Origin of the sequence: Streptomyces phaeolivaceus (assembly GCF_009184865.1) — a bacterium.
GTDB lineage: Bacteria > Actinomycetota > Actinomycetes > Streptomycetales > Streptomycetaceae > Streptomyces > Streptomyces phaeolivaceus.
Genome location: NZ_CP045096.1, coordinates 5,035,516 through 5,061,665, shown reverse-complemented (window position 1 = coordinate 5,061,665; position 26,150 = coordinate 5,035,516). Strand labels below are relative to the sequence as shown.

General features: G+C 68.6%; 26 protein-coding genes and 1 pseudogene. 14 read left to right on the top strand and 13 right to left on the bottom strand.

What is annotated here, in order from left to right; genetic code table 11:
* Window positions 1-60 precede the first annotated feature (60 nt).
* The 3 genes from F9278_RS23915 (at window position 61) to F9278_RS23905 (ending at window position 2,511) form a co-directional block, all read left to right on the top strand.
* Complete coding sequence (locus tag F9278_RS23915) at window positions 61-1,356, top strand: ISAs1 family transposase (RefSeq protein ID WP_152170156.1); 1,296 nt, start codon at window positions 61-63, stop codon at window positions 1,354-1,356.
* Between the two features lie 64 nt (window positions 1,357-1,420).
* Window positions 1,421-2,200 (top strand): LysR family transcriptional regulator, encoded by a 780-nt coding sequence (locus F9278_RS23910; protein WP_193241607.1) that lies wholly within the window; start codon window positions 1,421-1,423, stop codon window positions 2,198-2,200.
* 8 nt (window positions 2,201-2,208) lie between these two features.
* Complete coding sequence (locus F9278_RS23905) at window positions 2,209-2,511, top strand: hypothetical protein (RefSeq protein ID WP_152174086.1); 303 nt, start codon at window positions 2,209-2,211, stop codon at window positions 2,509-2,511.
* 50 nt (window positions 2,512-2,561) lie between these two features.
* On the opposite strand, the gene F9278_RS23900 is transcribed toward F9278_RS23905, so the two are convergent.
* The gene (locus F9278_RS23900) at window positions 2,562-3,812 is read right to left on the bottom strand and encodes a hypothetical protein (protein WP_152170154.1); all 1,251 of its coding nucleotides are present in this window, start codon (window positions 3,810-3,812) and stop codon (window positions 2,562-2,564) included.
* A gap of 110 nt (window positions 3,813-3,922) precedes the next feature.
* Between F9278_RS23900 and F9278_RS23895 the strand changes: the two genes are divergently transcribed.
* The 4 genes from F9278_RS23895 to F9278_RS23880 all read left to right on the top strand — a co-directional run bounded on the left by F9278_RS23895 (window position 3,923) and on the right by F9278_RS23880 (window position 6,767).
* Entirely contained in the window at window positions 3,923-4,348 is a 426-nt protein-coding gene (locus F9278_RS23895; protein ID WP_319023114.1) for a hypothetical protein, read from the top strand.
* On the top strand, window positions 4,345-4,701 hold the full coding sequence (locus F9278_RS23890; protein WP_152170153.1) for a hypothetical protein: 357 nt from the start codon (window positions 4,345-4,347) through the stop codon (window positions 4,699-4,701). The genes F9278_RS23895 and F9278_RS23890 overlap by 4 nt, the downstream gene beginning before the upstream one ends.
* Window positions 4,702-4,805: 104 nt before the next feature.
* A complete protein-coding gene (locus F9278_RS23885) occupies window positions 4,806-5,201 on the top strand; it encodes a hypothetical protein (RefSeq protein WP_152170152.1) in 396 nt (131 codons plus the stop codon).
* Between the two features lie 180 nt (window positions 5,202-5,381).
* The gene (locus tag F9278_RS23880) at window positions 5,382-6,767 is read left to right on the top strand and encodes a serine hydrolase domain-containing protein (RefSeq protein WP_152170151.1); all 1,386 of its coding nucleotides are present in this window, start codon (window positions 5,382-5,384) and stop codon (window positions 6,765-6,767) included.
* A gap of 82 nt (window positions 6,768-6,849) precedes the next feature.
* Here the strand turns inward: F9278_RS23880 and F9278_RS23875 are convergent, their stop codons facing one another.
* Together F9278_RS23875 and F9278_RS23870 are read right to left on the bottom strand one after the other, a co-directional pair.
* Window positions 6,850-7,302, bottom strand: coding sequence for a GNAT family N-acetyltransferase (locus F9278_RS23875; RefSeq protein ID WP_152170150.1), 453 nt, complete (start codon window positions 7,300-7,302; stop codon window positions 6,850-6,852).
* Window positions 7,303-7,311: 9 nt separating this feature from the next.
* Window positions 7,312-7,770 (bottom strand): MarR family winged helix-turn-helix transcriptional regulator, encoded by a 459-nt coding sequence (locus F9278_RS23870; protein WP_152170149.1) that lies wholly within the window; start codon window positions 7,768-7,770, stop codon window positions 7,312-7,314.
* A 140-nt stretch (window positions 7,771-7,910) separates the two neighbouring features.
* On the opposite strand from F9278_RS23870, the pseudogene F9278_RS23865 reads away from it, so the two are divergent.
* Window positions 7,911-9,067: pseudogene (locus tag F9278_RS23865) on the top strand (MFS transporter).
* Between the two features lie 34 nt (window positions 9,068-9,101).
* Here the strand turns inward: F9278_RS23865 and F9278_RS23860 are convergent.
* Window positions 9,102-9,968 (bottom strand): GNAT family N-acetyltransferase, encoded by an 867-nt coding sequence (locus tag F9278_RS23860; RefSeq protein WP_152170148.1) that lies wholly within the window; start codon window positions 9,966-9,968, stop codon window positions 9,102-9,104.
* Between the two features lie 691 nt (window positions 9,969-10,659).
* On the opposite strand from F9278_RS23860, the gene F9278_RS23855 reads away from it, so the two are divergent.
* A complete protein-coding gene (locus F9278_RS23855) occupies window positions 10,660-12,159 on the top strand; it encodes a globin domain-containing protein (RefSeq protein ID WP_152170147.1) in 1,500 nt (499 codons plus the stop codon).
* A gap of 37 nt (window positions 12,160-12,196) precedes the next feature.
* On the opposite strand, the gene F9278_RS23850 is transcribed toward F9278_RS23855, so the two are convergent.
* The 5 genes from F9278_RS23850 to F9278_RS23830 all read right to left on the bottom strand — a co-directional run bounded on the left by F9278_RS23850 (window position 12,197) and on the right by F9278_RS23830 (window position 15,919).
* A complete protein-coding gene (locus F9278_RS23850) occupies window positions 12,197-12,679 on the bottom strand; it encodes an NUDIX domain-containing protein (RefSeq protein WP_033530680.1) in 483 nt (160 codons plus the stop codon).
* A 123-nt stretch (window positions 12,680-12,802) separates the two neighbouring features.
* Window positions 12,803-13,708, bottom strand: coding sequence for a LysR family transcriptional regulator (locus F9278_RS23845; protein WP_152170146.1), 906 nt, complete (start codon window positions 13,706-13,708; stop codon window positions 12,803-12,805).
* 190 nt (window positions 13,709-13,898) lie between these two features.
* Window positions 13,899-15,044 (bottom strand): cystathionine gamma-lyase, encoded by a 1,146-nt coding sequence (locus F9278_RS23840; protein ID WP_152170145.1) that lies wholly within the window; start codon window positions 15,042-15,044, stop codon window positions 13,899-13,901.
* Complete coding sequence (locus F9278_RS23835; RefSeq protein ID WP_152170144.1) at window positions 15,041-15,532, bottom strand: low molecular weight protein-tyrosine-phosphatase; 492 nt, start codon at window positions 15,530-15,532, stop codon at window positions 15,041-15,043. The genes F9278_RS23840 and F9278_RS23835 overlap by 4 nt, the downstream gene beginning before the upstream one ends.
* A 9-nt stretch (window positions 15,533-15,541) precedes the next feature.
* Window positions 15,542-15,919 (bottom strand): phage holin family protein, encoded by a 378-nt coding sequence (locus tag F9278_RS23830; protein ID WP_152170143.1) that lies wholly within the window; start codon window positions 15,917-15,919, stop codon window positions 15,542-15,544.
* 57 nt (window positions 15,920-15,976) lie between these two features.
* Between F9278_RS23830 and F9278_RS23825 the strand changes: the two genes are divergently transcribed.
* The 4 genes from F9278_RS23825 (at window position 15,977) to F9278_RS23810 (ending at window position 18,653) form a co-directional block, all read left to right on the top strand.
* Window positions 15,977-16,294, top strand: a complete 318-nt coding sequence (locus F9278_RS23825) for a cupin domain-containing protein (RefSeq protein ID WP_086752577.1) — start codon at window positions 15,977-15,979, stop codon at window positions 16,292-16,294.
* A gap of 164 nt (window positions 16,295-16,458) precedes the next feature.
* Entirely contained in the window at window positions 16,459-16,671 is a 213-nt protein-coding gene (locus tag F9278_RS23820) for a DUF5326 family protein (protein WP_152170142.1), read from the top strand.
* Window positions 16,672-17,379: 708 nt separating this feature from the next.
* The gene (locus F9278_RS23815; protein ID WP_404819022.1) at window positions 17,380-18,117 is read left to right on the top strand and encodes an IclR family transcriptional regulator; all 738 of its coding nucleotides are present in this window, start codon (window positions 17,380-17,382) and stop codon (window positions 18,115-18,117) included.
* A gap of 98 nt (window positions 18,118-18,215) precedes the next feature.
* On the top strand, window positions 18,216-18,653 hold the full coding sequence (locus tag F9278_RS23810) for an SsgA family sporulation/cell division regulator (protein WP_152170141.1): 438 nt from the start codon (window positions 18,216-18,218) through the stop codon (window positions 18,651-18,653).
* Window positions 18,654-18,682: 29 nt separating this feature from the next.
* Here F9278_RS23810 and F9278_RS23805 read toward each other — a convergent pair whose 3' ends face one another.
* Window positions 18,683-20,161, bottom strand: a complete 1,479-nt coding sequence (locus tag F9278_RS23805; RefSeq protein ID WP_152170140.1) for a YibE/F family protein — start codon at window positions 20,159-20,161, stop codon at window positions 18,683-18,685.
* 220 nt (window positions 20,162-20,381) lie between these two features.
* On the opposite strand from F9278_RS23805, the gene thiC reads away from it, so the two are divergent.
* Window positions 20,382-22,208 carry a phosphomethylpyrimidine synthase ThiC gene (gene thiC / locus F9278_RS23800; RefSeq protein WP_152170139.1) on the top strand — a complete coding sequence of 609 codons (1,827 nt, stop codon included), beginning with the start codon at window positions 20,382-20,384 and terminating at the stop codon, window positions 22,206-22,208.
* Window positions 22,209-22,465: 257 nt separating this feature from the next.
* Here thiC and F9278_RS23795 read toward each other — a convergent pair whose 3' ends face one another.
* The 3 genes from F9278_RS23795 to F9278_RS23785 all read right to left on the bottom strand — a co-directional run bounded on the left by F9278_RS23795 (window position 22,466) and on the right by F9278_RS23785 (window position 25,934).
* The gene (locus F9278_RS23795) at window positions 22,466-23,344 is read right to left on the bottom strand and encodes a hypothetical protein (RefSeq protein WP_152170138.1); all 879 of its coding nucleotides are present in this window, start codon (window positions 23,342-23,344) and stop codon (window positions 22,466-22,468) included.
* A 183-nt stretch (window positions 23,345-23,527) separates the two neighbouring features.
* Entirely contained in the window at window positions 23,528-24,607 is a 1,080-nt protein-coding gene (locus tag F9278_RS23790) for a metallophosphoesterase family protein (RefSeq protein ID WP_152170137.1), read from the bottom strand.
* Between the two features lie 214 nt (window positions 24,608-24,821).
* Window positions 24,822-25,934, bottom strand: coding sequence for a LacI family DNA-binding transcriptional regulator (locus tag F9278_RS23785; RefSeq protein WP_152170136.1), 1,113 nt, complete (start codon window positions 25,932-25,934; stop codon window positions 24,822-24,824).
* Window positions 25,935-26,150 lie beyond the last annotated feature (216 nt).

Sequence of the window (26,150 nt, the reverse complement as noted above, 5' to 3'; positions counted from 1 at the left end):
GGTGAACACGGCACCTGTGGATCATGGAGTTCTCTACGCTGCAAGATCCACGAAGGTGCCGTGTTCGTTCCTCCATCATCTCCTGTCGCTGTCCCCGTGCCTCATGCGCCCTGCCTGGAAGCTCTCGGCGAGGGTGCTGCCAAGGAGCAAGTCCGCTGCCTGGTCGCCGAGTTCGAGTCGGTCACCGATCCGCGAGGGGCTAGCGGAGTGCGGTACCGGCTCTCCTCGCTGCTGGCCCTGGTGGTCTGCGCGATGACCCCGTCCGGCCACGACTCGATCACCGCGGCGGCGGAGTGGTGCCGGCGTGCGACGCCGGAGGAACTGGCCGCCTTCGGCCTTCCCTACCACCCACTCCTCGGCCGCTACCGGGTGCCGAGCGAGAAGACTCTGCGCAGCGTCCTGGGCCGGCTCGATCCCGGTGAGATCGGCGCGGCCGGTTACGACTACCTTCGGCCCCTGCTGTCCGCACAGCCCCGCCGGCCGGAGCCGGTGATGCCCGACGGTGGCACCGAGCGTGAACAGCGCCGGGCCCACCGGGCGGCCGCCCGTGCCGAACCGGTACGGCTGCGGCGGCGGGCGATCGCGGTGGACGGCAAGTGTCTGCGCGGCGCGAAGCGACCGGACGGCAGCCGGGTCTTCGTCCTGTCCGCCGTCCGGCACGGCGACGGTGTCACGCTCGCCTCCCGCGAGATCGGCGCGAAGACCAACGAAATCCCCGAGTTCGCACCACTCCTCGACCAGATCGACGACACGGATCTCGCGGGAGCGGTCGTTACCGCCGACGCCCTCCACGCCCAACGCGACCACGCCACCTACCTGCGTGAACGCGGCGCTCACTACCTGCTGACCATCAAGAACAACCAGCGCGGCCAGGCCCGTCAACTCCACGCCCTGCCCTGGAAGGACATCCCCGTGATCCACCGCGACGACGGCCGTGGCCACGGCCGTCACGAGCAACGGATCGTCCAGGTCGTCACCGTCGCGGGCCTGCTGTTCCCGCACGCGGCCCAGGTCCTGCGGATCCAGCGCCGTCGCCGTCTCTACGGCGCGAAAAAATGGTCCAGCGAGACCGTCTACGCCATCACCGACCTGCCCGCCGAGGAAGCGAACGCAGCCGAGATCGCGTCCTGGGCTCGCGGGCACTGGACCGTGGAAAATACCGTCCACTGGTGTCGAGATGTCACCTTCAACGAGGACAAATCCCAGGTCAGGACCCACAACGCGCCCGCCGTACTCGCTGCTCTCCGTGACCTGATCCGCAGCGCGCTCAAGCTCGCCGGCTATGTCAACACCGCCGCCGGACGACGAGCTCACACCGAGCGACCCCGCGTCCTCGCCCTCTACGGCATCACATGATCAAACCGGACTATCCAGGCACTCGCCGGGGCCCTGCGGCAGCACCTACGACGCCGTTCGTCACGTGCTGGAAGAGAACCCCGCACCTCAGACGCGGATCGCGGCCCCCTCCAAACACGCTGCCCGGCAAGTGCTGTCCGCGGGAGAGTTCAGCCGCCTCTATCGGCAAAAACGCCTGTCGCTCCAGGAGATTTCGGAGCTGACGGGGTTCAGCCGGGGCACGCTCACTGCTCTCGCGTTGGAGTACGGCATCGCTCTCCGTCCCGCTGGCGGCCGGCCACGTCACGAGATGGTCGAGCGCGACTGGCTGTTGGAGGAGTACGTCATTCAACGTCGGCCCTTGTCCGAACTCGCCCAGGAACGAGGCGTCAGCAAGGCCACGATGTGCACCTGGGCCCGTCTCCACCGCATCCCCATGCGCTCCTCCGGAGGGGCAAGCCACGGGGTCGCGCTTCGCACAGCCCGCCTTGCAGAAGCGGCCCCCGCTTTCCTCAGGCCCGCCATGACCAGCGCCTACTCCTGCGAACGGCTCCTCCGTTTCGCTCAAGCGGTCGAACACCGGACTCTGCGCTCCGCCGCGAACCAGATCGGGTGCGGCGAGGACACGTTGGCCATTCAGATCCGTCGCCTGGAACATGACCTTGGAGGGCCCCTACTGGACCCCTTCGAAAACGGGCGCCCGCTGCAGCCGACTGGCCTTGGGAAGCAGGTCTTGAAAGCCCTCGAACGACTCAACGCCGAAGAACTCGACGACCTGGTGAAGCACAGGCCAGGCGGAAGGCCAGAACAGAGCCCGACACCGCCGACAGAGTGCCGCACGGGAGGCCCCATCATGGACTCGTGACAACGTGGATGCGCTGCTACTGGGACGAGGAAGACGTCTGGTTCTACTTCGAGGTGAACGCCCAAGGCTGGGTGACCCGGCAGATCGAACTCCAGGGCCCTGAACTGACGCCGATCGCAGCGGCCTCCCTCGACGAATGGCAGCAGGCCCAGGACGCGGGCCTCCTCGACGAGTACGACAACAGGTTCGGCATCACAGCTGAGCTACCCGTCTCAGAGTGGCAAGGGCATGATCCGGAGCAGCTCACCTCCGAGGAGTTCGAGGAGGTCTGGGACACGGCCCGCCGACAGATCTCAGCTCGGCCGGCCTGACTCCTGACCAGCTGATCAGAACCTCCCGCACGCCGGGGAAACGCACACATTCACTCGTTGGGGGACTCCGTTGCCAGCGGGATACCGCACCGCCAGCAGTCGTTCGAGTGGTCGTCCTGGCAGACGTAGCGGATGGCGCCATCCACGCACCATTCGGCGGCCTCCTCGGACAGCAGGTCGGGCCCGGCAAGGAGCAGCCGACGAAATTCCGTGGTGTCCGCAATGTCGGCCGGCCGGTTGGTGAACCACTCGTCGAACCAAGGCTTGTCCCGGTGTATGCGCCAGTGCGCATTCTCCCGGTCGTCGACAGCCGTAAGGAACCGATCGACGATGCGCCCCCAACTCGGTGCTCCGAACCAGCCGTTGTCGGACGCGCAGAAGGATTCGATCAGGGTTCGCAGGCCGAACTCCTTCTCGCTAAGGCAGTACCTTCGCCCCCATGAGATCGCGACCTGTGCCATCCCCGCGAGTTCTACGCGCGGATCAACCTCGTGTGCCGGGTCGTCAGGGTTGTGGCAGGCCAGCCCGAGCTCGAGAACAGACTGCCCGGTCGGTAGAACCCGGGACGGGTTGACGATCGCGAGACCGAGACCGATCCAGTCGACATGGTCGAACGACAGCATCGAGCGCACGAGTCGGGTGGTTGCCGTGTTGATCCGCATCATTGTGCCGTCGTGGAGCGGACTCTTCCCGGCATGCCAGTTCTCGACGGGTGTGTTGCGCCACACGGCGAGCGTGATGCGGGTGGCAGCGAGCCACAGCAGGGCGTCGTCGTCGAGGTGCCCGAACCGCTTGGCGCACTCCTGGGCGCCGTAGGTGATCAACTCTTCCGGTTTCGGCCACCTGTGGCTGTCGGGCCCTTCAGGCCCTTCAGGCGCGTACTCGTAGTCGTCGGCGTACTCGTCGAGGATCGCGCTCAACTCGGCTGCGCTGTAAGCCTCGCTGTACTCGGAGCTGTCCGGCTCCTCGACGGTGTACGTGTCGTGGTCCCAGGAGACGTACACGTCGCCCCAGAGCACGACGTCATCGCACTCGTTGGCGTTGCCCGTCTCAACCGGCCTGATGGTGATCGGGGCAGTACGCCCGTCGGTTCGCTCGCCGTCCTTCTCGGCGGCCCATGCGGTGATGACCCCGAGCGGCTTCGGAAGGAGAGGACCGACCTCGGTGATGCTGAACGGCTCGTCGTCGTCATAGGTGTCGAACCGGCTGTTGACGAACGCGACCGCCTCGGAGGGCGTGCTGACGATGGACTGGCTACCACTCTCGTTGTCAACTACACGCCACAACGTCCTGTTCTTCACGGTGCTCTCCGATCGCGGTGAGTGCACCCGGGGCGGGTGCGATGCGCCGGGTCGCTCGGCACTGACACCAAATTATGGGCTGATCAACCCATCCGTAGTCCCGAAGGTGCTTGTCGGCGATAACGTTCGGTACGTTCGCGTGCAACCTGCTTCGCGCGTCCGCGGCGACACATCAGAGTCCAACGGCGCAGGAGGCGAAGACGGCGCTGAACAAGAAGGGTTCCCGGCGCATAACCGTTGACGGGATCGAGTACCGCTGGCGGATCCGCAGGAAGCCCTCCTACATGCAGGGACTCTGCTGGACACCACTGACCTATGCGGTTGAAGCAGCCAGCGGCAGCCAGCCGGGCACGACCTTGATCGTCACCAGCGGCCAGGCCCATCCCAGCAACTGGGTGGGTGCCGAGGCAGTGCCCATCCGCCCAGCCCACGTTGCTGCCAGCATCCGAGAAGCACGGGACCGAGGCTGGGAACCAACCAAGGCCGGATCTCCTTTCCAGCTCGACCGATCCGCAGGGTTCATCGCCCAGCAATGAGACAAAGCGAAGAAAAGCAGCCTATCTCGTTCGAACTGCCGCAGAGGCTCCAGGCCTGGTTCGCCGAGCATGAGGAACGCCTGCAATCCTGCGGAATCACGGGTGCGGTCCAGCAGTCGCCCGAGGACGGCCGAACCAAGAACAGCACCTGGATGACGCTCGAAAACGATGACTTCGTCGCCGTGCTCATCGTCTGGAGCAGCGGGGAAGCCGAGCTTGAGTACGGGGACATGGCGACAGGCCAGGTCCGACAACAGCACCGGGATCTCTGCACCTTCCAGGACCTCCTCGACGCCATCGAGACCATCCACGAATGGATCCGCATAAAGGGCGAGCCGTCCGTGGAAGGGTGACCTCCGGCGAGTTTCGAGAAAGCCTGGGCCGAGTTCCTTGACAGATTGCAACCCGACCCCGCCGACCTCTCGGTGTTCCGAGGGCTTCTTGGCATCATCGCGACATGACCCCGACCCTTCCCCGCACCATCCGAGCCGTCGACACCGCTCAGCTCCTGGACCTGGCCCAGGAGGCCGCCATGCATGGCTTCAGCCAGCGGCTCCCGGTCGACTGGCTACGAGAGCACCTCGCCGCAGAAGCGACGCAGTACCTGTTCCCGACACTCGTGCAGCGGCTCACGCACCGTCCCGAGGTGCCGCTGCAGTGGAGGTGCCAGCAACTGCTGACCGTCAGCACCGGCGAGCAGATCTGGGGTCTCCTCGACATCCTTCCCGACACCTTCGACAAGATCCCGGAGACCTTGGACACGGCGTCCAAGAAGGACATCGTCAACCGCATCGAGCAAGCAGTGAAGGTGCGGGAGTGGATGGAACGGACGGCCGCCGATGCAGGCTCATGAGGTCCGGCGCAGCCGGGTGGACAGTCTGAGGAAATGACACCGATCTGAGACAGCCGCCTGCCGACACGTCGTGAGACTGGAGGGGAACGTCCAGGTCATAGCGTCGGCGCATGACACCGAAAGTGAGAACCTACAGGAAATGCGCTCGACGCGCGGTGCCGGGCCCGATGGACTGGGTCCATGACAACGCCTCAGGAAGAGTTGCTCCCCGCCACGCGCCGGGCACTGCTGCACCGAATCGCCGTCGCTCAGGCCGCGGGGAGGACGCCGTCTCTGGTTGCTGCGGTGGTCCGGGGCGGGAGGACGGTGTGGGACGGGGCGCGGACCTCGGTGGAGGGGCACGCGCCGGACGCGGACGTGCAGTACCGGATCGGTTCGATCACCAAGACCTTCACCGCTGTTCTGATCCTGCGGTTGAGGGACGAGGGTGTGCTCGACCTCGGCGACCCATTGGAAAAGCATCTGCCGGGCACCGGCGCGGGGGAGGCGACCATCGCCGAACTTCTCGCGCACACGGGCGGATTGGCGGCCGAGTCGCCTTCGCCCTGGTGGGAGCGGACCCCGGGTTCCCTGCGCCCGGAGCTCGCCGATGTGCTCGGTGACCAGCCCCACCGCCATCCCGTGGGGCGCCGTTTCCACTACTCCAATACCGGCTTCACCCTGCTCGGCGCGCTTGTCGAACACTTGCGGGGCGCTCCTTGGGAGGACGTCCTGCGGCGCGAGGTGCTCGAACCGCTCGGTTTGCGCCGTACGACCTGGCACCCGGAGGCACCGCACGCGGGTGGCTGGGCCGTGCACCCGTGGGCGGATGTGATGCTGCCGGAGCGGGTCGAGGACCTGGGCCGCATGGGCCCTGCCGGTCAACTCTGGTCCACGACAGCCGACTTGGCTCGTTTCGCGGTCTTCCTGGCCCGAGGCGACGACCGGGTGCTCGGAGCGGAGTCCGTCCTGGAGATGCGGACGCCGGCCGCGCCGGGGGAGGCCGCGGATGTGTCGGCCGGGTCGGCGTACGGGCTCGGGATGCAGCTTCAGCACCGGGACGGCCGGTTTCTCGTCGGGCACAGCGGTTCGGTCCCCGGATTCCTCGCTCAGCTCACCATCTCCGTCGAGGACGATGTGGCGGCCGTCGTACTGACCAACTGCACCTCCGGGCCCGTGGTGTCGGAGGTGGCCGCCGACCTCGTACGCATCGTGGCGGAGGCCGAACCGCGGATCCCCGAGCCCTGGCGGCCCCTGCCTGACGTGGACCGCTCGGTGCTTGAGTTGGCCGGCCCCTGGTACTGGGGGACCTACAGCTTCGCCTTGCGGCTCGTCGCCGACGGTGGTCTCTCGCTGGACCCGCTTGCCGCCACGCTGCGCGGCGCTCGATTCCGGCCCAACGACGACGGCACTTGGACCGGGCTCAACGGTTACTTCGCCGGAGAACTCCTGCGGGCCGTACGGGAGCCCGACGGGACCGTCAGCCACCTGGACCTCGGATCGTTCGTGTTCACCCGTCAGCCGTACGACGAGGGGGCGCCAGTGCCGGGTGGAGTGGATCCCGAGGGGTGGCGCGGACTCTCGTAGGCGCGGTTCTGAGGTTCTGGCTCGCGATGTTTCACGTGAAACATCGCGAGCCAGAACCTGACGGGCATCCCGGGAGCGGTTGTCAGAGCGGCAGCTTGAAGCCCACGTGGGTGGCCTCGAAGCCGAGACGCTCATAGAAGCGGTGGGCGTCGGTGCGTGTCGTATCGGACGTCAGCTGTACCAACTGGCAGCCCTCGCGCCGGGATGAGGCGACCGCCCACTCGATGAGCCGGGTACCGAGACCGCTGCCGCGCTCGTCGGCGTGGACGCGTACGCCTTCGATGACCGAGCGGGTGGAACCGCGCCGGGACAGGCCGGGAATGATCGTCAGCTGGAGGGTGCCCACGACTCTGCTGTCACGTGTGGCGACCACCACGTGCTGGTGGGGATCGCCGCTGAGGCGCTCCAGCGCGGTGAAGTAGGGGGTCAGGTCGTCCGGTGACTCGCGCTGTGCGCCGAGCGGGTCGTCCGCCAGCATCGCGACGATCTCCGGGATGTCGCCCTTGGTCGCCGGGCGAATTTCAAGATCTCCCATGCCTGCACCCTACGCGGGCAGGTTCAGCGACTCCACGACGCTTACCAGGGGGGCCAGTTCGGGGTTCCTGGCTGCCTCGTCGAGGGCTTCGCGCAGGGCGGCGTCGTTGGTGGGGCGGGCTGCCGCGAGGAGACGCAGACCTTCTTCGGAGACGTCGGTGTAGATGCCCCGACGGTCGGTCGGGCACAGGTAGCGGGCGAGCAGCCCCCGGTCCTCGAGCCGGGTGACCAGACGGGTGGTGGCGCTCTGGCTGAGGACGACCGCGTCGGCGACCTGCTTCATCTGGAGGTGGCCGCCCTCACCGCTGTGCTGGCGGCTCAACACGTCGAGCAGGGAGTACTCGCGCACGCTGAGGCCGTGCCCGGACTGCAATGCGCGCTCGATGTGGGCCTCGATCCGCCCGTGCAACAAGGAGAGGGCGCACCAGCCCTGGGCGAGGGCGGTGAGTGCGGGGTCCGTCGCTGTCATCGGTGTGCCTCCGTCCCAGAGCTGCTCGGCCCAGGATATGCCACCATCGCAATTGCCGGCCATCGCAGATATAGCGCGTCTGCAATTATTGTGTACGCTTGAAAAGCGCATCTGCAATCTTCTGGGAGGTGTACGTACTCATGCCTCTCGCGCTTCTGGCTCTCGCGATCGGGGCCTTCGGTATCGGCACGACCGAGTTCGTGATCATGGGAGTGTCGTGACGGGCTACGCACTCGGTGTCGTCGTCGGAGCGCCGATCATGACCGCCCTGGGTACGAGGGTGTCCCGCAAGCGGATGCTCATGCTTCTGATGGGCCTGTTCATCGCGGGCAATCTGCTCTCCGCCCTCGCCCCCGCCTACTCCGTGATGCTGCTCGGCCGTGTGGTCGCCTCGCTGGCGCACGGCGCCTTCTTCGGTATCGGCTCGGTGGTCGCGGCCGAACTCGTCGCCCCGGACCGGAAGGCCGGCGCCCTCGCGATGATGTTCAGCGGTCTGACCGTCGCGAACGTAGTCGGAGTGCCCCTGGGCACCCTGATCGGACAGTCCGTCAGCTGGCGGGTCACCTTCGCCGGGGTCGCCGCGTTGGGCGTCGTCGGGCTGCTGGGCATCGCCCGGCTGGTCCCCGAGATGCCCAGGCCGGAGGATGTTCACCTCCGCCATGAACTGGCTGCCTTCAAGAACGTCCAGGTGCTGCTGGCCATGGCGATGACGGTGCTGGGCTTCGGCGGTGTCTTCGCGGCCATCACCTACATCGCCCCGATGATGACGCACGTCGCCGGCTTCGCCGACTCCTCCGTCACCTGGCTCCTCGTTCTCTTCGGCCTCGGCATGGTCGGCGGCAACCTCGTGGGCGGCAAGTACGCCGACCGCGCGCTGATGCCCATGCTGTACGTCTCACTGGGCGCCCTGTCCGTCGTCCTCGCGCTGTTCACGTTCACCGCCCACGACAAGATCGCTGCGGCCGTGACCATCGCGCTGGTCGGTGCCCTGGGCTTCGCGACCGTGCCGCCGCTGCAGAAGCGAGTCCTCGATCAGGCACACGGCGCGCCCACACTGGCCTCGGCCGTGAACATCGGTGCCTTCAACCTCGGCAACGCGCTCTCCGCGTGGCTCGGCGGTCTCGTCATCGACGCCGGCCTCGGCTACACGGCACCCAACTGGGTCGGAGCGGCCCTCGCCACGAGCGCACTCGTTCTGGCCCTCGTCGCGGCGACACTGGAGCGCAGGGGGAGCACCACCGGTGCTGTCGTCGCGGGCACCGGAGCGACCGCCGAGCGGACGGTCGTCCACCACTGACAGCCGATGGGTCCAGTCGGCTGGATCCGGTGCTTCAGGCCGCTGCCACGGTCAGCGGTGCGTAGCGCCGGGTCCAGTCACCCGGTAGTTCGGGGAGTCCGTACGTCATCACCGAGTTGCAGGCGATCGACGCCAGGCCGCGTTCCTTCACCCACGCCAGCAGGTCCTCGTGGCGTACGTCGATGTCGGTGCGCAGGGGGCGGTCGGTCCGGGCGGCCAAGGAGGCGATGAGCGCCTTCGCCGTCTCTGTGTCACGCGCGATCAGCGGGCCGACGACATGGTCGTCCATATTGGGCCAGGCGGCCGTGTAGCCGATGATCCGGCCGTTCTCCTCGGCCACGCGCAACTGATCGGCGAAGGCGGGGAGGCGGGTGAGGATGTGGGTGCGATCCGTGCCGAAGACCTCTTCGTCGAGTCGGAGGATCGCGGTGAGGTCCTCCGCCGTGGCCGGGCGGGTGAGGACGGCTGGACCGGGTGCCCCCGGTGTGAAGCGTCCGCGAACCATCTCGGCCCGTCCGGTGACCTTGAAGCCCAGCTCCTCATAGAGCGGACGCCCGTACGGCGTCGCGTGCAGGGTCAGCGGAGTGGTGCCCATCTCCGACACGACATGGCGCATCAGACGGCGGCCGATTCCCTGGCGGGCGTGCCGTTCGGCGACCAGGACCATGCCGATCGCACCCAGATCCGGGCGGCCCGCCGGCCCGTACTCCGTCACCACGCAGGCGGTGACAAGGCCCCCAGCGGGATCATCGATGCCGTACCCGGTTCCGGCCGCCAGAAGAAGCCCCCACTTGTGCTCCTCCCGAGGCCAGCCACGGTCCTCGGAAAGATCGGCGCAGGCGGCGAGATCGCGAGGCGTCAGACGGCGGATGGGCAGAGTGGCGTGGGAAGGTGTCGACACGCAGGTCAGGCTGGCCGACACGAGCCCTTGGCGTCCACTGGTTTGCGGTCGGACGTACGCCGTTCCGGCCATCTTGGACACAAGGGCACAGTGTTGGGGACGGATGTTTCACGTGAAACATCTACCTCCGGGCAAACCTGTGCAGGCAGGTTCTCTCCGACGCGGAACTCTTCGGTACTGTGCCGATCTCGGTCGCCGCGAAAGCCGACCGGTATCTCATGGGTCGGCCATGTAGTCGCACATGGTGCAGGATCTGCGGGATGCCTAGGAATTGGTGTGCCGCGCCCGGTAATTGAAGGAATTACTGATTCGCCCCCATTGAATTCCCGGTGCGGCAAGGGGGGACTTGTGTGTGGCGGCCCTACCGGTAGGGTCGAGTCCGGTTCGTGTCCGAAGCGAGATGCAGTCGTCTCATGACGGGGGTGCGAACGCAGCTCAATGCAGCCTAACCGGACAGGGAGATCGGGAACCTGCGTTTACCGTTACGAGGTGGTGGCGTTCGTGTGCCGTGGAACGCTGCGGGTGAGTGCTGCGGCTCGCGTCACACTCTCACCTACTTGTCCGTACGGAGCGGGAACCCGGGTTGAATGTGGCCGCATTGGTCGGCGGGGAACGAACGGGGAAAAGCAAGGCCGTCCGCGGGGGAAAGCGTGCGACTTCCGACTGGGGGCGTGCGCAGATCGACCGAAAGATGCTCGAGGCGAGGCAGACCATGGACGCTCCGACCACCACGTCGGCCGGTAACGGCACTTCGGGGGACAGCGACGGAAGCGGTTGGTTCACGCCGCGCACGTCGCCGTCGTCCCCCGGCGGAGACCAGGAGCCCGAGGGCAATCGCCTCGCCGCCCTGCGGCCCGTGGGGCGTTCCCAGGAGTCCCCGAGCCGCCCCCAGCAGAACCAGGGAGGCGCCGCACGGGAGCGAATACAGACCGCTGCGGACCTTCCTACCGCTGCCCCGCCACGCCCCCAGCCCGCCCCGGCCGTCGCGGAGCACGGTTCCGAACGTTCCGTCTTCGACGCACCCGTGTCCGACCGGCGCCCCGACCACCCGGCAACGGCCGCTGCCACAGCCCCCGCCTCCCCCGACGCCGTTCTCGTCCGGCGGACCATGGCCGAGATCGGGCCCGTCGCCGACAAGGTCACCTCGTACTTCTACGCGCTGCTCTTCGTCCAGCACCCGGAGCTGCGGTCGATGTTCCCTCCGGCGATGGACGCCCAGCGCGATCGCCTGCTCAAGGCGTTGCTGACCGCGGCCGAGCACATCGACAACACCCCGGTCCTCGTCGACTATCTGCAGAACCTCGGTCGCGGCCACCGCAAGTACGGCACGCAGGCCGATCACTATCCGGCCGTCGGCGAGTGCCTCATCGGCGCCCTGAGCCGCTACGCCAAGGCGAGCTGGAACGAGGAGACCGAGGCGGCCTGGGTCCGGACGTACACGACGATCTCCCAGGTGATGATCGACGCGGCGGCGGCGGACGAACTGCGCTCCCCGCCCTGGTGGCTGGCCGAGGTCGTCTCGCACGATCTGAGAACCGCGGACACGGCGGTCATCACCGTCCGTCCGAACCAGCCGTACCCCTTCCTCGCCGGGCAGTACACCAGCCTGGAGACCCCCTGGTGGCCGAGGATCTGGCGGCACTACTCGTTCGCCTCGGCGCCCCGCTCCGACGGACTGCTGGCGTTCCATGTGAAGGCGATCTCCGCCGGCTGGGTCTCCAACTCGCTCGTGCACCGCGCCCGGCCCGGTGACGTGCTGCGCCTGGGGCCGCCGGCCGGCGCGATGACCGTCGACCACAGCAGCGACAGCGGACTGCTCTGCCTGGGCGGCGGCACCGGTATCGCGCCCATCAAGGCCATCGTCGAGGATGTCGCCGAGCACGGGAGGCACCGCCCGGTCGAGGTCTTCTACGGAGCCCGCACCGGCCAGGACCTCTACGACCTCGACACGCTGCTCCGGCTGCAGCAGAGCAATTCCTGGCTGGAGGTCCGCCCGGTCGTGGACCGGCACGGGCTGCTCCAACTGCCCGACGCCATACGGGACCACGGACCCTGGAACGGGTACGACGCGTACCTCTCGGGCCCGCCCGGCATGATCCGCAGCGGTGTGGACGCGCTGAAGGACGCCGGCATCCCCGCGGAGCGGATACGCCATGACTCGGTGGAGGATCTGGTGGCCTCCGGAGACTGACCGCCGTGCTCTGCGCCGCGAGCGGTCGGCGGCCGGATCAGCCAAGGTCGGGCGCGTGCATCGCCCGTACACCCTCGATGTTGCCGTCCAGGTAGTGCCGCAGGGACAACGGGACTAGGTGCACGGAGGCGATGCCGACCCGGGTGAAAGGGATGCGCACGATCTCGTACTCGCCCAGGGGCTCGTCCACCTCGGGGCCGTGCCGCTTCGAGGGGTCCATGGACTCCAGGCGGCAGACGAAGAAGTGCTGGACCTTCACGCCGGTGGCGCCGCCGTCCTCGCCGATGTGCTCGACGGTGTCCACGAAGCAGGGCACCACATCGGTGATCTTGGCGCCGAGTTCCTCGTGCACTTCGCGGTGGAGCGCGTCGACGACGGTGGTGTCCTCCGGCTCGACACCGCCGCCCGGCGTGAGCCAGTAGGGATCCATGCCCGGCTTGGTCCGCTTGATCAGGATCAAGTCGTCGCCGTCGAGCAGAACGGCGCGGGCGGTGCGCTTGACCACGGGTCGTACGGTCATGGGAGAAATGTGGCCCTGCATGTTCCACGTGAAACATCGCGGGGGCGAGGAAGAGACGCAGCCCGGCGGCGACACGCGAGCCACCACCGCTGCTCGCCGCCGGCGAGGGGCTCCGGGGCCGCCTCAGGTCCAGGTCGCCGCGGCCTCCAACAGCCACTCGTGCGCCCGTGCGATGTGCGGCATGGCCAGGGTGCCGGTGCGCACGACCAGGAAGTAGGTGCGCAGCGGGGGAACCGCAGGGTCGAGCAGGGCGACGATGTCGCCGCGATCCAGGGCGGCGGCGCACAGATAGCGGGGCAGCACTGCCAGTCCGGCGCCCGAGATCGCACAGGCCAGGACTGCGCGCAGGTCCGGGACGACGACCGTGCCGGACGCGGCGGGCCGGGCGTCGAAGACCGAGGCCCAGTAGCGCGTGATGAAGGGCAGTGACTCGTGTACCTCGACGACGGGGAGGGCCTCCAGCGTGTGCGCCTCCTTGCGGCGCAGTCTGCCGGGGTCCGTCTCGTCCGCCCAGCGCGGGGCGGCGACCAGGACGTGTTCCTCGTCGCAGAGGGGAGTCGCGGTGAGCAGGGCACCGCGCGGCTGGGCGGTGGTGATGGCCAGGTCGTTGTGCCCGGCGGCGAGGCCGTCCAGCACCTCGTCGGAGTTGCCGAAGGAGACCCGCAGTGCGAAGCCCTGGCCGTCGTCCCCGGTCAGCTCGGTGAGGGCGGGCAGGGCGCGTTCGGCGGTGAACTCCGGTGGGCCGGCGAGGTGCAGGGTCCGTAAGGAGGAGTCGTCGTCGAGGCCGGTCTCGGCGATCTCCACCAGCGCGTCGAGATGCGGCGCCGCCTTGTGGGCGAGTTCGTCGCCGATGGTCGTCGGGGTCACGCCCCGGGCCTGGCGCAGGAAGAGCGGGCGGCCCAACTGGCGTTCCAGCGTGCGTATCTGTGAGGTGACGGCCGGCTGCGAGAGACCGAGCAGAGCGGCGGCGCGGGTGAAGGAACCGGCCCGGTGCACGGTCACGAACGTTCGCAGTAAGGCCAGATCCATGGCCGCTCCTCCCTTCGCCGCGCTCGGAGCGCCCAACTATAAATAAGTCGATAGGTCTCTGTCGCTACTGTGATTGGACACTGACACAGAGTCAACTAGCCTTGTTTGCGCGGTTCTTCGCGCGCGGAACCGGGGACGGTCCGAGCCACGAGGGGGGAGGCTCGGACCGTCCGTTGTGCGTAGCGGAGTACTAATCGGTAGCCACCGCGAGCGCACGCAGCACATCCGCCACGAGATCGTCGGTGTCCTCCGCACCGGCGGAGAAGCGGATGAAGCCTTCCGGAACCGCGTCGCCTCCCCACCGGCCGCGCCGCTCGGCGGTGGAGCGCACCCCGCCGAAGCTCGTGGCGTCGTCCACGAGGCGGAGCGCGTCGAGGAATCGGTCGGCACGCGCGCGCGTGGGCAACGTGAACGAGACCACGCACCCGAAGCGCCGCATCTGCTGCGAGGCGATCTTGTGCGAGGGATCGTCGGGCAGCCCCGGATAGCGCACCCCGCTGACCTCGGGCCGGCCCTTGAGCGCCTCGGCCACCGCCAGGGCGTTCACGTTCTGCCGGTCGGCCCGCAGTTGGAGCGTGGCGAGCGAACGGTGCGCGAGCCAGGCCTCCATCGGGCCCGGGATCGCCCCGACGATCTTGCGCCACCGTCGTACCGCGGTCATCAGTGAGGCATCCAGCCCGGAGACGTACCCGAGGAGGATGTCCCCGTGCCCGGTCAGCTGCTTGGTTCCGCTGGCTACGGCGAAGTCGGCGCCCAGATCCAGCGGCCGCTGCCCGAGAGGGGTGGCCAGGGTGTTGTCGACGGCCACGAGACAGCCACGCGCGTGTGCCGCTTCGCTCAGCCGCCGGATGTCGCACACGTCCAGCCCCGGATTCGACGGCGTCTCGATCCACAGCAGCGTGGCGCCGTCGAGAGCGTCGAGCTGGGCGTCCCCGCCCGTCGGGGCGCTGCGCACCTCGACGCCGTACGCGCGCAGCTGCTCACCGGCCAGCGGCAGCACGTTATAGCCGTCGCTCGGCAGGACGAGCACATCGCCCGTACGCAACTGAGAGAAGAGGACGGCCGAGATCGCGGCCATCCCGGAGGCGAAGACGGCCGTCTCCACGTCTTCCCGGCCGGGTGCCTCCAGTTCGCCGACGGCGCGCTCCAGAAGCGTCCAGGTGGGGTTCTGGTCGCGCCCGTAGGCGTACGGGCCGGTCGGCTCGCCCGGCAGGTGGTAGTGGGCGGCGAAGACCGGCCCGGGGAGGGTCGGTTCGTGCTTGACGGGCTCGGGCAGCCCGGCCCGCACCGCGCGGGTGCCGTCTCCGGGACCCGCGGCGGGGTTCTCCGTGCTCATACGACCCGTCCCTCCACCTTCTCGCGTACGGCGGCCAGCAGACCGGGGCTCGCCGCCTCCACGAGCTCCAGACACTCCTCGAAGCCGTCCATGCCCCCGTAATAGGGGTCCGGAACGTCGAGGTCGTCCCCCGCGGCCGGGTCGTAGGAGCGCAGTAGCCGGATCTTGTCCGCGTCCGCCGAGGTCGGCGCCAGGCGGCGCAGGGCCTTGAGGTGGCCCTCGTCGAGGGCGATGACGAGGTCGAGGCGGGCGAACCAGGAGGTCTGGAACTGCCGGGCCGCGTGGTGGCCGGGGTAGCCGTTCGCCTCCAGGACGGAGACGGTGCGCGGATCGGCGGGGTCGCCCTCGTGCCAGCCTCCGGTGCCCGCGCTGTCGACCTCGACCAGGCCGTCGAGTCCGGTCTCCTCGACGCGTGCGCGGAACACGGACTCGGCCATCGGGGAGCGGCAGATGTTGCCGGTGCAGACGAAACAGACGCGGTAGGTCATGCCGGACCCTCAGTCCCCGTCGGGCAGAACGAGAGAGAGTGCCCAGGAGACGATCGAGATGATCAGGCCGCCGAGCACGGCGGTCCAGAAGCCCTCCACATGGAAACTCAGGTCGAACACATCAGCGAGCCACGAGGTGAGCAGCAGCATCAGGGCGTTCACGATCAGCGTGAACAGCCCGAGCGTCACTATGAACAGCGGGAGGGTCAGCAGCTTCACGAGCGGCTTGACGAACGCGTTGACCAGGCCGAAGACAAGAGCGACCAGCAGCAGTGTGCCGACCTTCTTGCCCGTGCTGTCCCCGGTGAGTGTGATCTTGTCGAGCAACCAGACGGCTACTGCGAGGGCGCCGGCGTTGGCGATCGTCTTGACTAGGAAATTCATCATGTGTCTGATCGTGGCAGAAGCGATCGGTACGAGCACTGGGCAGGGGCGACTAAGTCGATGAAGGCATTCCGGTTGGATGAACTGGAGGCGGAGCGCGCCGCCAATGACGGTGCCTACCTGCAGTTTCTGCGCGAGCGGAACATGTCGGTCGGCCTGTACGCACTCGATGCCGGCGAACTCGACCCACAGAAACCCCACAGCCAGGACGAGGTGTACCTGGTGGTGAGCGGAAGAGCCGCGCTCACGGTCGGCTTCGAGACCACCCAGGTCGCGCGCGGCAGTGTCGTGTACGTGCCCGCCGGGGTCGCCCACAAGTTCCACCACATCACCGAGGACTTGAGGGTCGTGGTGGTGTTCTCTCCGCCGGAGGGCTGACGTCCGCTTCGGTGTTCCCTAGGGGGACGATCAGGGACGGACAAGGGGTGCGAAGCCCCCGTACGGCCCCCTCGCGGCCCTAGCATCAATGACAGGACGGCAGAAGGCCCGGAATCAGTGCCCCGGTGGCGGGGCGACGGGTGGAGACACAAGGAGCAAGGGCGATGCGGGAGATCTTCGCGGGGATGCCGTGGTGGGTGAAGTGGATCGCGGTGCCGGTCATCGCCCTGCTGGTGTTCGGAGGGCTGATAATCAGCGTCGTCCAGGTCGTGGTGGGCCTGCTCTTCAAGGTGCTGGTCTTCGTGGCACTGGTCGGCGGACTGATCTACGTCGTGAGGAAGTTCACGGCGGGTTCCTCCTCGCGCGGCGACTGGTGAGGCGTCAGCCCCACGCAACAGCTGAGGCGTGAGTGGGTGAGGCCCGGTCAGGGCGCGGCGGTAACAGGAACGTGAGGTTCCCTCGCCCGAGGGAAGTTTCCCCGCAGGGCCGTCGGTGAGCGGTGACGGGCGGCTAGAGTCCGGGAACTCGTCGCGGGCTCGACCCCCGCGGGCGGCCCATCTCCCTCCCGTGTCCCCGCACGGGCGGCCCTCCTCGCGCTTCGGGAGTGACCCTTGGCCACGGCTGACACCGCACCCGCGGAACCGCTCTCCCCCTCCGCCCGGCAGCGCTCCCGGACGGCACAGAGCGCCGTTCCGCCCACACAGCCGGGTCCTCGATCCACGCCGACAGCCGCCGTCGAGCAGCCGTGCGTCCGGGCCGTGGAGACCCATGTCCCGCCACCGCTACCGCCGCCACCGCCGCGTACGACGCCCTCGAAGGCCCCAGCTCCCCCCGTGCAGCCACGTACGTCGCCCGGCGAGGAGAACGTGCGACGTCCCGAGCCTCCCTCCACACCGCCGCGACGGGGGCGGACGCTCTCGTCGGCGCCCTCGACGCAGGCAGAACCCCTGACACCGTCGGCCCGGATCCAGCCGCACGCGGCGGGGCCCACCGGCCCCGTGGCACCGCGCGGACGCGGTCCGGGAAGGGGGGCCCGTATCCCGTCACCGGCGTCGCCGACCGTGTCGGAGGCGAACTCCGGCACCCTGATCGGCTCCGTGCAGCGGGCGATGCGGCTGCTGGAGGCCGTCGCCGAGCGAGAACACGGGGCGCCCGCCAAACAGTTGGCGAGGGACGCCGGGCTCGCGCTGCCCACGGCCTACCACCTGCTCCGCACACTGGTCCACGAGGGCTATCTGCGCCGGGAGAAGGGACTGTTCTTCCTCGGTGAGGCGGCCGAGCGGCTGAGCAGCAGCGGAGCGCAGCAGAAACGTCGCAGCACGGTGGGCGAGGCGATGGCGCACTGGCGGGACGCCCTGGGCGTGCCCGTGTACTTCGCGATCTACCGGGACGGCGAGATCGAGGTCATGTGCGTCGCCGACAGCCCCAACACCCCTGCGGTCGAGGAGTGGGCCGACTTCCGTGAGTCGGGTCACGCGCACGCGATCGGACAGTGCCTGCTGTCCCAGCTGGGCGACGAGGCCCGTCGCGATCACCTGGACCGTCATCCGGTGCAGTCGCTCACCCCGTACACGGTCCGTGACGACGAGGCGTTGCTGAGGCGCCTGGACCGGATCGGGCGGATGGAACCGGTCGTCGAGCGGCAGGAGTACGCCCTCGGGACGGTCTGCGCCGCGATTCCCATCACCGTGGGGACGACCGCCGGGACCCTCGCCGTCTCGCTGCCCTCGCACCAGGCGGACCGGCTGCTGCCCGTCGCCCACCAGTTGCAGACCGAGATCGGAAAGCTACTAGGGACACTCGCGATCTCTATCAGCATCTGAAAAATCACTCCTTGTGATCTCCCGTGTACTTTCAGCAAACTTTCAGGAGTGTCAGGCAGATGATTCCTGGCCAGTCGACGAACACGGCGGGGTAGGCGATGCGCGAGTCGGTACAGGCAGAGGTCATGATGAGCTTCCTCGTCTCGGAGGAGCTCTCCTTCCGCATCCCGGTGGAGCTGCGTTACGAGACCTGTGATCCCTATGCCGTGCGGCTGACCTTCCACCTGCCCGGCGATGCCCCGGTGACCTGGGCCTTCGGGCGGGAGCTGCTCATCGACGGGGTGGGGCGGCCGTGCGGGGACGGGGACGTCCATATCGCGCCCGCCGACCCGGAATCGTTCGGCGAGGTGCTGATCCGGCTCCAAGTGGGCACCGACCAGGCGATGTTCCGGGTCGGCACGGCGCCGCTGGTGGCCTTCCTGGACCGTACGGACAAGCTCGTGCCGCTCGGGCAGGAGCGTTCCCTCGCCGACTTCGACACACTGCTCGACGAGGCTCTGGACCGCATCCTGGCGGAGGAGCAGAGCGCGGGCTGAACGTTACGGCGGCGGGGTGCCGTAACGCTTCAGCGCTTGCGGCGTCGGCCCCTTCCCCCACGCGCCGGAGCGGGCACGGTCGCCGCTTCCGGGGTACCCGGGCGGTCGGCGGAGACGACCAGGGCGGCCAGCGCGGTGGTCAACGGCACCGAGGCCACCAGGCCGATCGAGCCGACGAGCGTGCGCACGATCTCCTCGGCGACGAGCTCGCTGTTGGCGACCGTACCGACACTGCTCTGCGCGATCGAGAAGAGCAGCAGCAGGGGCAGCGCGGCACCGGCGTAGGCGAGCACGAGCGTGTTGACCACCGACGCGATGTGATCCCGGCCGATGCGGATGCCCGCGCGGTACAGATCCCGTCGGCCCATCGCCGGATTGGCCTCGTGCAACTCCCAGACCGCCGACGTCTGGGTGACCGTCACATCGTCGAGCACACCGAGCGAGCCGATGATGACGCCCGCGAGCAGCAGACCGCTCATGTCGATCGTCGGGTACAGCCCATGGATCAGACCGGTGTTGTCGTCCGTGTTGCCCGTCAGATAGGCCCAGCCGATGAACCCCGATCCCAGCAGGCCGATCAGCAGCAGCGAGATCAGGGTGCCGAGCACCGCCACGGAGGTCCGGGCCGAGAGCCCGTGGCACATGTAGAGGGCGATCAGCATGATGGCGCTGGCCCCGACCACCGCCACGACCAGGGGATTCGAGCCCTGAAGGATGGCCGGCAGGATAAAGAGGGTCAGCACCAGGAAGCTGATGGCCAGTGCCACCAGGGCCATGACACCGCGCATCCGGCCCACCACCACGACGGCGAGCGCGAAGATCCCGGCGAGCAGAGCCATCGGGAACTTCCGGTTCACATCGGTGACCGAGTACTGCAGGTCCTTGGGCGCGGCGGGTTCGTACGCGACGACGACCTCCTGCCCCTCCTCCAACTGCCGTGACTGGTCCGGCTGAACGATCTCCGTGAACGTACGGCCCTTGTCGTCGCCGGTGTCGACCCGGACAGTGGCCTTCTTGCAGGCGCCGTTGGCCTGTTGCTGGGCGGACGAGCCCTCGGCGGTGGACGTGTCGCCGGTCGGGGTGTCGCCCGAGGCGTTCACCGACGAGCAGTCGACCTCGTCGACCTTGGTGACGGTGGCCTGCTGGGTCTGCCGGTCGAAGCCCACACCGGTGCGCTCATGGGCCGGGGCGCCGCCGGGCCAGAGCACGACGAGACCCACGACGACCGCGGTCGCGAAGGGGATCAGCACCGCCGCGATGACCTTGCGCAGGTGCAGGGAGACGGGCGCGGCGGGCCCATGGCTGTGGCTGTGGGAATGGCCGTGGCCGCCGCCGGAGGACGGGTCGGAGCCATGTCCGTCACCGGAGCCATGCCCGCTTCCGGAGCCGTGGCCGCCCCCGGAACCGTAGCCATGGCCACCGTCGGAGCCATGCCCGTGGCCGTTTCCGGGGCCATGGCCGTGAGGCGGCTCGGGGGGCGGAGGCGGGGGCTGCTGCGTCGTCGTCACCGACCGATCATCGCAAGAACGAGCGATGCCCACTGTTCACCGCGCCACATCTGCCGCTAGCGTGGAGGCACCTTTGCACACGCGGGAGCTCGGAGCACCGGGCTGAGAGGGCGCTGACCTCCGCAGACGCGATGTTTCACGTGGAACATCGTCGGGCGGAAATCGCTGCGTCGACCGCTGAACCTGTTACCGGGTAATGCCGGCGTAGGGAGTAGGTCTCATGACCATCGAGGACACACGCACGCCTGCCTCCAGCCAGACGGACGGGTCTTCCGCCGCGTCCGAGGGCGAAGCGAACCAGGGAGAACAGCCCCTGGAGGCCGGGAAGTCCATCGGCTGGCACAAGGCGTACATCGAGGGCTCGCGCCCCGATCTGCGGGTGCCGGTCCGCCAGGTGCACCTCACCAATGGACAGTCCGTCACCCTGTACGACACCTCCGGTCCGTACACCGATCCGAGCGCGGAGACCGACGTCAGGCGGGGGCTGCTCCCCCTGCGAGAGAATTGGATTATCGCTCGGGGAGACACCGAGGAGTACGCGGGCCGTCCTGTCCGCCCCGAGGACGACGGGATCAAGCACACCTCGCCGCGCGGCGGGCTGCGCAACCTCGACGCCGTGTTCCCGGGAAGGCCGCGCCAGCCGCGCCGGAGCCGGGACGGCCGGGCGGTGACCCAGCTCGCGTACGCACGACGCGGGGAGATCACCCCCGAGATGGAGTACGTGGCCGTACGGGAGAACGTCTCGCCGGAGGTGGTTCGTGAGGAGATCGCAGCGGGCAGGGCCGTGCTGCCCGCGAACGTGAACCACCCGGAGATCGAGCCGATGATCATCGGCAAGCGGTTCCTGGTGAAGGTCAACGCCAACATCGGCAACTCCGCAGTCACCTCCTCCATCGAGGAGGAGGTCGAGAAGATGACCTGGGCGACCCGGTGGGGCGCCGACACGGTCATGGACCTGTCCACCGGCCGGAACATCCACACCACCCGTGAATGGGTGCTGCGCAACTCCCCCGTCCCTATCGGCACGGTGCCGCTCTACCAGGCGCTGGAGAAGGTCGACGGCAAGGCCGAGGAACTGACCTGGGAGATCTACAAGGACACGGTCGTCGAGCAGGCCGAGCAGGGCGTGGACTACATGACGGTGCACGCGGGCGTGCGCCTCTCGTATGTGCCGCTCACCGCGAACCGCAAGACCGGCATCGTCTCGCGCGGCGGATCGATCATGGCGGCCTGGTGTCTGGCGCACCACAAGGAGTCGTTCCTCTACGACAACTTCGAGGAACTGTGCGAGATCCTCGCCGCCTACGACGTCACGTACTCCCTCGGCGACGGTCTTCGGCCGGGCTCCATCGCGGACGCCAACGACGAGGCGCAGTTCGCGGAGTTGCGCACGCTGGGGGAACTCAACCGGATCGCGAAGCGTTTGAACGTACAGACCATGATCGAGGGCCCGGGACATGTCCCGATGCACAAGATCAAGGAGAACATCGACCTTCAGCAGGAGATCTGCGATGAGGCTCCGTTCTATACGCTCGGCCCGCTGACCACGGACGTCGCGCCGGCGTACGACCACATCACCTCAGGCATCGGTGCCGCGATGATCGCGTGGTGGGGCACCGCGATGCTCTGCTACGTCACGCCCAAGGAGCACTTGGGACTGCCCAATCGTGACGACGTGAAGACCGGCGTCATCACCTACAAGATCGCGGCCCATGCGGCGGACATCGCCAAGGGACATCCGGGCGCACAGGAGTGGGACGACGCGTTGTCGGACGCCCGCTTCGAGTTCCGCTGGGAGGACCAGTTCAATCTGGCCCTCGACCCCGACACGGCCCGTGAGTTCCACGACGAGACCCTCCCGGCCGAGCCGGCCAAGACGGCTCACTTCTGCTCCATGTGCGGGCCGAAGTTCTGCTCGATGAAGATCTCCCAGGACATCCGTCGTGAACACGGCGGTTCGCGGGCGGAGATCGAGGCGGGTATGGCTCAGAAGTCCAAGGAGTTCGCGGACGCGGGGAACCGGGTCTATCTGCCGATGGCGGACTGAGCGGCGTCGGAGGCTCGTGGCGGGCGCCTCACGGCACGCGGGGACGGCGGACGTGGTTAGTGCCCGCTGCCGCTGCCGCTGCCGCTGCCGCTGCCGCTGCCGTGCGACGAGCGGTGCTCTTCCGGGCTGTTGCCGGGAGAGCCCGCCGCCGCGGATGGCGGTGCCGTGCGGCCGGGCCGGTCCCGGCCGGGACCGGGGGCGTGCCGGGTGGCCGCCGAAGCCCGGTGGCTCCCGGGGCGACGGCCGGGGCCCGGGGGCTACTCGGGCTGGTGCTCCGGTCCGCCGAAGTCCGGGCTGGAGAAGTCCGGGCTGCTGTAGCCGGCGCGGGAGCCCGCGCTGCTGCTGTCCGGGCTGCTGCTGAAGCTCGGGCGGTTGTAGCCGAGGTTCGGCATGCGGCTGGGCGGGGTCGGGCGGTCCGGCTCGCTCAGCAGCGCCGGGCCTGGGTTCGCGAGGGCGTCGCGGAGGAACGGCAGGATGCCGCGCTCCAGGAGGGTTTCGCGCCAGGCCTCCCTGGCGCGGGTCACCTCCTCGTTGAGCTCGCTGCGGGCGCCGTCGTTGAGGAGGGCGGTGGCGTTGTTCCGCAGGGCGGTGAGCAGAAGGCCGATGGCGGCCACCAGGATCGCCGCCGCGGTGACCGCACCGAAGACCCAGCCGGTGGTGAGCAGGGTCTCGGCGATCGCCCGCTCGGGGTCGAGCACCTTCATGACGTACCCGACGAGCAGGAACAGCACCGCGGCGGTTCCGGCGAGGACGGGAGCGAGCACCGCGGCGATGGCACCGGCGCCCGCGCCGGCCGCCTCGGTGACCTCGCCCATGGTGGTCGCGAGTCCCACGGCGCTGCCGTCCGGCTCGCTGGAACCGGACGAGGTTCCCTCCCGGGCCGGTGCGGTGGCCGACGACGGGCTGCGGAACTCGTCGCGGACCTTGACGTAGTACTGGTATTCGGCCGCCGCCGCGGCCGTGATGATCGCCGTGGCGTTGAGTGCCATGGTGCGCAGTTGTTCGGGGTTGAGTCGCTGGAGTCCGGCGGCGAATTCCGGGCGGTGTGGTGCGGAGCGCAGCGCCTCTCCGAGGATCCGCTCGTACTCCTGGCGGTCCTCACTGAGCAGGTGCTGCGGAACGCTGTTCATGTGCATCCCCCGATGCTCCGTAGGGCTTGTGGCTCGGCATGCTGACGAGCCGTCGGGCAGAAACGGAGGGGAGCCTGCTACGGATAAGCCGATGGTAGAGCGGTGACGGCAGGCGGTGACAGGGGGTTTGAAGAAATTGGACCCTGACCGGCGAAGTCTTCCGACAGGAGACGCCTGCCCGTTGACGGCTCAGGTACGCAGTGGGAGTTCCTGGACCAGCAGCTTTCCGGCCATGGTCACGCCGCCGTCCATGGCGACGGCCAAGCCTTCCGCATAGGTGTACGGTCCGTCGACCGAAGGCCCCGTGCCGTCCTCGCCGTCCTCCGAGCCGACCTCGCCGAGGAGATACGGGATGGGGCTGTGGCCATGGACGATGCGGTTGCCGCCGTAGGTCTCCAGCAGCGAGCGCACGGCATCGGCGCCGCCCTCGTCGCGGAAGGAGAAGCGCCGGGTGAACTTGCGGAAGAGGTCCCAGACCTCGTCCGGGTCGTTGCGCGTGATCGTCTCGCGGACGGTGTCGTTGACCGCCTCGATGGAGTCGCCGTAGTCGCGGTAGGCGGTCGTGTCGGAGTGCACCAGGAGGTGGCCGTCGACCTCCTCCATGGCGTCCAGACGGGCCATCCACTGGAGGTGGTGGTCCTGGAGGCGGTCCATGTCGGTCTTCTGGCCGCCGTTGAGAAGCCAGGCGGCCTGGAAGGTGGCGGTGCCCGCCCCGGAGTTGACGGGAGTGTCGCCGAACCGCTTGGCGCCGAGCAGCAGCAGCTCGTGGTTGCCCATGAGGGCCTTGCAGTAGCCGCCGGCGGCGGCGGCCTCGGCGGACAGTCGCATCACGAGGTCGATGACGCCGATGCCGTCCGGGCCCCGGTCGGTGAAGTCGCCGAGGAACCAGAGCCGGGCGGTGCCCGCCGACCAGTTGCCCGCGGCGTCGACGAGGCCCTTCTCGCGGAGTGCGGCGAGGAGCTCGTCGAGATAGCCGTGGACGTCCCCGACGACGAACAGGGGACTCGGCCGGGAGGACTGCTCGGCCGCGGTGGCCTCCGGGTCGATCACGACCTGAAGCGTGTCACCCCGGTTGATCACCGGGAGGTCCCGCTGGGTCGGGGTGTACCCCTCGGGGTAGCCCTCGGCCTCCTCGGTGGCGGGCCGGGAGGCCTCGCCCGGGTCCGTGGTGTGTCCGTACGGACCGGCCTCGTGGACGTACGCGGGCACGCGGAAATCGCGCACCGTCGGCGTCCGCACCTCGGGTCCCTGACCGGCCCCCTGAGTCATCGACCCCTCCACCACCATCGCCCGCGTCTGCACCGCATCGGACCGCCTGGTCGCAGCGGCCCGCAGTGTGTGCGCCCATCATAGGAATGCGGATCGCGCCATGTGATGACCCAGGGGTGGTGAAATGGCGCAGGGCCCCAGTTCACCGCGGTTTTCTCCCGAATTGGGCGGGGCTCTCCCCGCCCAATTCCCATTCGGATCCTCAAGCGGGGCGTCAACCCTCTTCGGGTGATCGTGGCGGGCTGACCGTCCTGCGCGGTGGACGCCGCTGGGAAGAGGTCCGCACGATCAGCTCCGTCGGTATCACCTGCTCGACCGGTTGGTCCGATTCGACCCCCTCGATGGCGTCGATGAGGAGCTGGACCACAGCCGTGCCGATCCGGCGCGGCTTGAGTGAGAGCGTGGTGATCGGCGGTTCGGTGGTCGCGTACACGGTGGACTCGCTGCAGCAGACGAGCAGCAGGTCGTCGGGGACGCGCAGGCCGTACCGCCGGGCGGCGGCCAGCAGATCGGTGCCGTTCGGGTCGAAGAGGCCGTAGACCGCGTCCGGGCGGTCCGGACGGGCCAGCAGCCGGTCGGCGGCGACGGCTCCGGCGCACGGATCGTGCGCCGGATAGGCCTCGTACACCGGATCCTGGCCCACACGCTCGCACCACCGCAGGTATGCGCTGGTGGAGAGATGGGTGTAGGTGTCCGTCGTCGTGCCCGTGAGGAGTCCGATCCGGCGGGCTCCCGCGTCGGCGAGGTGGTCGAGGATGCCGAGGACGGCGGCCTCGTGGTCGTTGTCGACCCACGCGGTGACCGGCAGCGTGCCGGCCGGACGGCCGTCGGAGACCACCGGTAAGCCCTGGCGGACCAGTTCGCTGACGACCGGGTCGTGGTCGGAGGGGTCGATGACCACGGTGCCGTCCAGGGCCACGTTCGACCACACGTCGTGGCGCGAGGTCGCGGGGAGGATGACCAGGGCGTAGCCCCGGGCCAGCGCGGCCGAGGTGGCGGCCCGCGCCATTTCCGCGAAGTACGCGAACTCGGTGAAGGTGAAAGGTTCATCCCCGTACGTGGTCACGGTCAGGCCGATGAGGCCGGACTTGCCGGTTCTGAGGGTTCGGGCTGCCGCCGAGGGGCGGTAGCCAAGTCGGTCGGCGACCTCGCGTACATGGCGTCGGGTGGCGTCCGGGAGCCGGCCCTTGCCGTTGAGGGCGTCGGAAACGGTCGTGATGGAGACTCCGGCGGCGGCGGCTACGTCCCGGATGCCCGCCCGGCCCGACCGGCTGCCTCGGCGGGGAGTTTCCGCGCGGCTCACCTGGTGCTTCCCTGCTGCTGTCATGGCGAGCCGATAGTAGGGCTCATGCGGTGGGGTAGTGCGGACGCATATGCACTCGTTGACAGGCACGTTTCTGCAAGGTCGGAAGGGGGCAATTTCCTTGCATTGCAAGGGAGTTGAACGATCCAATGCCAGTACGTGACTTGTCGACGCGCATGGGCCTGCCAAGTAGCTGATGTTTCGAAGAGGTCTCAACTCACCTGCACGGGTGATGCGCGC

Excerpts from the sequence above, each read along its gene's own strand:
- F9278_RS23905 (WP_152174086.1), top strand. The coding sequence starts at position 2,209 with ATGCGCTGCTACTGGGACGAGGAAGACGTCTGGTTCTACTTCGAGGTG.
- F9278_RS23890 (WP_152170153.1), top strand. The coding sequence starts at position 4,345 with ATGAGACAAAGCGAAGAAAAGCAGCCTATCTCGTTCGAACTGCCGCAG.
- F9278_RS23885 (WP_152170152.1), top strand. The coding sequence starts at position 4,806 with ATGACCCCGACCCTTCCCCGCACCATCCGAGCCGTCGACACCGCTCAG.
- F9278_RS23880 (WP_152170151.1), top strand. The coding sequence starts at position 5,382 with ATGACAACGCCTCAGGAAGAGTTGCTCCCCGCCACGCGCCGGGCACTG.
- F9278_RS23875 (WP_152170150.1), bottom strand. The coding sequence starts at position 7,302 with ATGGGAGATCTTGAAATTCGCCCGGCGACCAAGGGCGACATCCCGGAG.
- F9278_RS23870 (WP_152170149.1), bottom strand. The coding sequence starts at position 7,770 with ATGACAGCGACGGACCCCGCACTCACCGCCCTCGCCCAGGGCTGGTGC.
- F9278_RS23855 (WP_152170147.1), top strand. The coding sequence starts at position 10,660 with ATGCTCGAGGCGAGGCAGACCATGGACGCTCCGACCACCACGTCGGCC.
- F9278_RS23850 (WP_033530680.1), bottom strand. The coding sequence starts at position 12,679 with ATGACCGTACGACCCGTGGTCAAGCGCACCGCCCGCGCCGTTCTGCTC.
- F9278_RS23845 (WP_152170146.1), bottom strand. The coding sequence starts at position 13,708 with ATGGATCTGGCCTTACTGCGAACGTTCGTGACCGTGCACCGGGCCGGT.
- F9278_RS23840 (WP_152170145.1), bottom strand. The coding sequence starts at position 15,044 with ATGAGCACGGAGAACCCCGCCGCGGGTCCCGGAGACGGCACCCGCGCG.
- F9278_RS23835 (WP_152170144.1), bottom strand. The coding sequence starts at position 15,532 with ATGACCTACCGCGTCTGTTTCGTCTGCACCGGCAACATCTGCCGCTCC.
- F9278_RS23830 (WP_152170143.1), bottom strand. The coding sequence starts at position 15,919 with ATGATGAATTTCCTAGTCAAGACGATCGCCAACGCCGGCGCCCTCGCA.
- F9278_RS23825 (WP_086752577.1), top strand. The coding sequence starts at position 15,977 with ATGAAGGCATTCCGGTTGGATGAACTGGAGGCGGAGCGCGCCGCCAAT.
- F9278_RS23820 (WP_152170142.1), top strand. The coding sequence starts at position 16,459 with ATGCGGGAGATCTTCGCGGGGATGCCGTGGTGGGTGAAGTGGATCGCG.
- F9278_RS23810 (WP_152170141.1), top strand. The coding sequence starts at position 18,216 with ATGCGCGAGTCGGTACAGGCAGAGGTCATGATGAGCTTCCTCGTCTCG.
- thiC (WP_152170139.1), top strand. The coding sequence starts at position 20,382 with ATGACCATCGAGGACACACGCACGCCTGCCTCCAGCCAGACGGACGGG.
- F9278_RS23795 (WP_152170138.1), bottom strand. The coding sequence starts at position 23,344 with ATGCACATGAACAGCGTTCCGCAGCACCTGCTCAGTGAGGACCGCCAG.
- F9278_RS23790 (WP_152170137.1), bottom strand. The coding sequence starts at position 24,607 with ATGACTCAGGGGGCCGGTCAGGGACCCGAGGTGCGGACGCCGACGGTG.
- F9278_RS23785 (WP_152170136.1), bottom strand. The coding sequence starts at position 25,934 with ATGACAGCAGCAGGGAAGCACCAGGTGAGCCGCGCGGAAACTCCCCGC.